The following is a 269-nucleotide window of genomic DNA, read 5'->3' on the forward strand; positions in this document are numbered from 1 at the left end:
GTTCGAGGAGAAGGCCGTGATCGGCATCCAGTCCGCCGCGGGCTACGCCGAGGGCAAGCCGCTGCACGCCAGCTGGAGCTAGTCCCGTCACGTGGTGACATGAGCGGGCCCCCGGGAAACTCCTCCCGGGGGCCCGCTGTCGTCCCGTACGGTCGCCGCATGGACCCTGCCCACCGTGCCGACCCTGTGGCCCCTCCGGAGATCCGGCCCTGCCGCGCCGCCGACCTGCCCCTGCTCGACCGCCACCTCCCCGCGCCCGGGGCGCCGAC

Source organism: Streptomyces sp. CB02009 (genome assembly GCF_001905825.1).
GTDB lineage: Bacteria > Actinomycetota > Actinomycetes > Streptomycetales > Streptomycetaceae > Streptomyces.